This is a genomic window from Pseudoalteromonas sp. Isolate6, assembly GCF_022398435.1.
Taxonomy (GTDB): Bacteria; Pseudomonadota; Gammaproteobacteria; order Enterobacterales; family Alteromonadaceae; genus Pseudoalteromonas; species Pseudoalteromonas galatheae.
In genome coordinates this window covers 1-4609 of sequence record NZ_JAKEVK010000285.1, presented here as the reverse complement: position 1 = coordinate 4609, position 4609 = coordinate 1, and the positions used below count along the sequence as shown (strand labels likewise).

Sequence of the window (4609 nt, the reverse complement as noted above, 5' to 3'; positions counted from 1 at the left end):
CTTAATCCGCTGATTGATATATTTAAAGATATGTCATTATCTGCAATTAACGCTGGTTTTGTAACTGTGTTAGTTGGCTTTACCAGTTCAGTTGTAATCGTATTTCAAGCTGCCCAAGCTTTGGGTGCCTCTGAGCAACAAATAAGTTCATGGATATTAGCTCTGGGGCTAGGTATGGGGCTATCGGGTATCGCACTGTCGATACGTTATAAAACACCGATCACCACTGCATGGTCAACATCAGGTGCTGCTATGTTGGTGACTGGAGCCTCTGGAGTCAGTTTAAATGAAGCCATCGGCGCTTTTATTATTACTGGACTCTTGATCGCAATTAGTGGTTTTAGTGGGCTATTTGAGCGGTTGATGAAAAAGATTCCACTATCTCTCGCAGCTGCAATGCTCTCAGGTGTATTGTTAGACTTTGGTATTAATGCATTTGCTGCAATGCAATCAGAACTGATACTTGTGCTTGTGATGTTTCTTGTGTTTATTATCAGTCAGAAATTTAGTGCTCGGTATTCCGTCATTTTAGCGTTAGTTGTTGGGTGTAGTATTGCTTATCAACAAGGCTTAATTAGCCCTCAGCCCATGGACTTTTCAGTTACCAAACCCGAGTTTGTGACACCAGTATTTAGTTGGCAGGGGTTTATTGGTATTACGGTGCCGTTATTTATTGTGACTATGGCCTCACAGAATTTACCTGGGCTGACCGTGTTAAGAGCTTCAGATTATAAAGATACGCCAGTATCGCCACTTATTGCATGGACTGGTGTGTCTACAACACTATTAGCCCCTTTTGGAGCTTATGCAATTAACCTTGCCACGATAACATCTGCTATTTGTGTCGGTAAGGAAGCTCACCCAAATCCTAAAAAGCGGTATGTAGCGGCAATAGCCGCAGGGGTATTTTACATTCTGACTGGGATTTTTGGGGCGACGATTGTGCAGGCTTTTAGTGTATTTCCTGAGGCATTGATTCTAGCGATCGCGGGCTTGGCATTGTTGGGGACTATCGGTAATGCATTAAACTCTGCGGTGGCGGACGAAAATAATCGTCAGGCAGCATTAGTGACTTTTCTTGTAACAGCTTCTGGTATTTCCTTTATGGGAGTGGGATCTGCATTTTGGGGTATAGTTGCTGGAGTATTTGTGATGGTAATTGCTAAATCTAATTTTTTAACAGGACCTAAAGTTACCACAATAAATAAACCGAAAGCTGAGGTTGTTGACGAGAGTAGGTAGTAATGGAATTCTTTGAAAGTCTAGAGCCTTCGATCATATTACTTCTGTTTTTCATTGCGCTATTTGCTGGGTATATAGACGCGATCGCGGGTGGTGGGGGAGTTATCCAAGTACCGGCGCTGTTATTGTGTGGTGTTAGTCCAGTGGCGGCGCTTGCGACCAATAAAGTGGTATCAATGGTAGGTACCTCTTTCGTTGTGCTTAAGTATGCGCTCAACCGCCTAATTAGATGGCGTTATGTTCTGCTTGCCGGAATTCCTTGTTTTCTTGGTTCGATAATAGGGAGTAAAATTGCGATCGTCACACCTGAGTGGCTGTTAGAAGTGCTCATTATTGCTAGCATCTTAATTGCACTGATATTTAGTCGAATTGTTAAAGCTGAAGAACCTGGCTCTACAGAGAGTAGAAACCAACCGGCTTTTTTGGCTTGGCTGACAACAATTGGTGTTTACGATGGTGTGGCGGGCCCTGGTACCGGCTCTTTCATGGCTTTGGCAGTAAATAGAAGCTTAAAATATAATTTACTTACCGCGACTGCAATTGCAAAGCCGATTAATTTAATGACAAATATTGCAGCGACACTTGTATTTGTCTTTGCTGATAAGGTGCTTTGGGAGGCTGCTGTACCTATGTTGATAGCAAACGCTTTAGGTGGGTGGATTGGTGGGCACATGGCTATGTCAAAAGGATCTATGTTTATTAAAAGATTGTTAAGTGTGGTTTTGGCAACGATGTTAACTGCCAATATTGGGAAGCTTTTACTGAATTTTTAAATAGAAATAAGACTTAAGCAGTCCACGATGTTTACTAGTGAGCAACACTTTGAATAAAGTACTTTGCTATCAAACATGGTGGGCTTTTTTGTTATCTCACCATAGTTTTGGGTAACTATTCTTTTCTAGCACCAAAGCTGTCTGCTAGGCAAGGTGATAAGGTGAGACAAACTTAAAAAATAATAAGTGAGGCCATTCCTTATTTTAATCTGAGGTTTATTCGCTTTGGTTAACTGCTTACAAAGACTTCTGAACCAGCAAGCATACTAAGTGAAAATAAATTTTAGACCGATATTTTTTTGCGTGAATTGTTTGGTAAGAGAAGTCTATCGATATAGTTTTGTAAGGGTGGGATTCCACTTTGTTCATAGGTTAACCAAAGGGTAGCGTCGTTCTAAAGTCACCTTTTCAAGCCACTTCTCTTAGCTTCGCTGCTAAACTGTTTTTTCGCCTCGATGCTACCTATGTTCACTTCCCATTTAATGATACGTCTAAATTGGAGTTTTCCAATTTCGCTCAATAAATACGTTTATGGTTAAACGGATAATTTTTTAAATTTGATTCTGCCCATACTTCTAGAAGCCAGTTTGTGTTGTTTTACAATGCTCAGGACTGCTTTGGACAAAGTACTTACGCAACTACGCTTGTCTGCTGTTACCAACATTTTTGCAAAATGCTCCTTAATCACATTACTTTCTCGGTTGACTTCAGCATACGTTTTTTAGGCACTTTAATTTCTTAACATTAGCAGCTTCCATATCCCCATGCTTCGACTTCCATACCGGAGTCAACGTCTTTTAGCGCAGCGAAGATCTGTGATTCGGTGAAATATGGTCTTTTATAGTTAGTCTACAGCTTTAATGATTACAGAAAACTCCAATTACGCATGCCTCACTTTATGGAAAGGTAACAAAATAGCGCATTTGCTTAAAATAATTGTCATAAATACATAGGGTTGTGCGATGCTATGGGAGATCAAATTGCAATGGACTATCCTGAGGTTGCATAACTCTATTAACGAGCTATACCAAATCGGCGGGAATTACAGAAAAACTAGGCCTGGATCGTTCACATCAGGCCTAGTAGCTAGTCATTAATTACCGAGGTGATTACTGCTGTTCACGTTTAGCTTTTCTTAATGCCCAAACATAATCAAGTCCCAAGTATGGAATGGTTTCGCCATTACCATCAAGGAAAAGCTCAGTTTGAGGTGGCCCAACGTAGCCTAGTTTCTTACCATGAATATTGGTTTGCTCCAACAAAAAGCTAATTGGCTTAGATGGGCCTTGTTCACCTTTAACCGCCAAGGCGTGACAGGTGATGCAAGAGCTAGTTTCCAGATCCATAAAACTCTCTAATTGTGAGTTTGCCAGTGTGGTTGGAATACCGCGGTTATTAGTCCACTGAGTTTGAGTTCCGCGAAGGCGATAATTTTCCCATTTAGTACCTGAGAGGCCATAGCCCCGTGGATATTCATTACAGGATGGTGACGTTTCGGAGCAAGCTGCATGATCAACTGAGGGAGTCAACCAACCAGAAAATGCTTCAGGGTAGCTTTGTGGCCACCGACGTTCATTATCAATATGCTCGAAAGTTGCCCAAAACCAAGTTGGAGAATCTTTTGAAACAATATGAAATCCCGACATACCATAAAGGTGAGTTACACCATCTCTGGTGACTTCTTTCCAGTGATAGCGAGGTTTATCAATTTCATCGATTCTTACCCAGTGTGCTTTAGCCGTTACCGACCCTAAAGGAAACTTGAGATCTGTTATGCCGCTTCGCGCTAGACGTTCTTGCTCATCAAGGCTATAAAGTTTGTGCTGACGTATGTAACGATAAGCGATACGGTTAAAGCGAATGCTTTCATCAGCAAAAACAGTATAGTCACCAGTTGGGAGTGTATCGAAGCCACCGGCTAGACAGCCTTTTTTCCATGAAAGTGGACGTGCAGCACCGTCTAAGAAAGTTTCTTCTCTTGATTGCCACACTTCCCATACCGTTGAGCCTGGCTCTCCAAGTTGCGAATTTTTATCTGCTTTACACTTATCTGTATTCGCAGGCCAGTTCAAGGCCACAAATAGTTGCCAAGCATAGTGATCAGGTTGGTTAAGTGCCGTATTGGTATCTTGAGGGATCAACCAAGGTTTTTGTGAATTCCAAGGTTGATTGTGAGGGGGTTGCAATTCATTGGCATTAGCTACTAATGCCAACATGCTCACCAATAGGTAAGCTAATATCATTGATGATTTTTTCATAGTGAGAAGTTCCATTTTTATATTATTTTTTAATTATATATTTGACTGTATTTTTTCAAAGTTAGGTTTTACGATTCCTTTCATTATTGCTAAAGCGACAGCATGTTGACGATTATTGGCTCGTAGTTTCTCAATAATGTTCATTAGATGGAATGTGACAGTCCTTTGAGATAGTCCTATTATTTTAGAAATTTCCCATGCTGTTTTTCCTTCGCATGCCCAGAATAAGCAGTCACTTTCTCTCTGAGAAAGTTGTTTTACAGGGTGGTTGTTTTCTTTTATTTTTAGGAGAGTAGATATGAGGTGAGTGGCGAATGTGTGGGCATATAATAAAAT

The 4609-nt window shown here is 40.9% G+C and carries 4 protein-coding genes; 2 read left to right on the top strand and 2 right to left on the bottom strand.

The genetic code is table 11. The features are described from left to right. Together L1D50_RS21740 and L1D50_RS21735 are read left to right on the top strand one after the other, a co-directional pair. A partial coding sequence (locus tag L1D50_RS21740; RefSeq protein WP_345773978.1) for a benzoate/H(+) symporter BenE family transporter occupies positions 1-1242 on the top strand: 1242 nt, incomplete at its 5' end. A 2-nt stretch (positions 1243-1244) separates the two neighbouring features. Further along, a complete protein-coding gene (locus L1D50_RS21735) occupies positions 1245-2015 on the top strand; it encodes a TSUP family transporter (protein WP_138522966.1) in 771 nt (256 codons plus the stop codon). Between the two features lie 1109 nt (positions 2016-3124). Here L1D50_RS21735 and L1D50_RS21730 read toward each other — a convergent pair. Then, a complete protein-coding gene (locus tag L1D50_RS21730; RefSeq protein WP_239966804.1) occupies positions 3125-4273 on the bottom strand; it encodes a hypothetical protein in 1149 nt (382 codons plus the stop codon). Between the two features lie 33 nt (positions 4274-4306). Then, on the bottom strand, positions 4307-4609 hold a 303-nt coding region (locus L1D50_RS21725; RefSeq protein ID WP_239966803.1), incomplete at its 5' end, for a helix-turn-helix transcriptional regulator.

What these genes read in the sequence shown, in the direction of transcription:
- L1D50_RS21735 (WP_138522966.1), top strand. Translation starts at nt 1,245, where the DNA reads ATGGAATTCTTTGAAAGTCTAGAGCCTTCGATCATATTACTTCTGTTT.
- L1D50_RS21730 (WP_239966804.1), bottom strand. Translation starts at nt 4,273, where the DNA reads ATGAAAAAATCATCAATGATATTAGCTTACCTATTGGTGAGCATGTTG.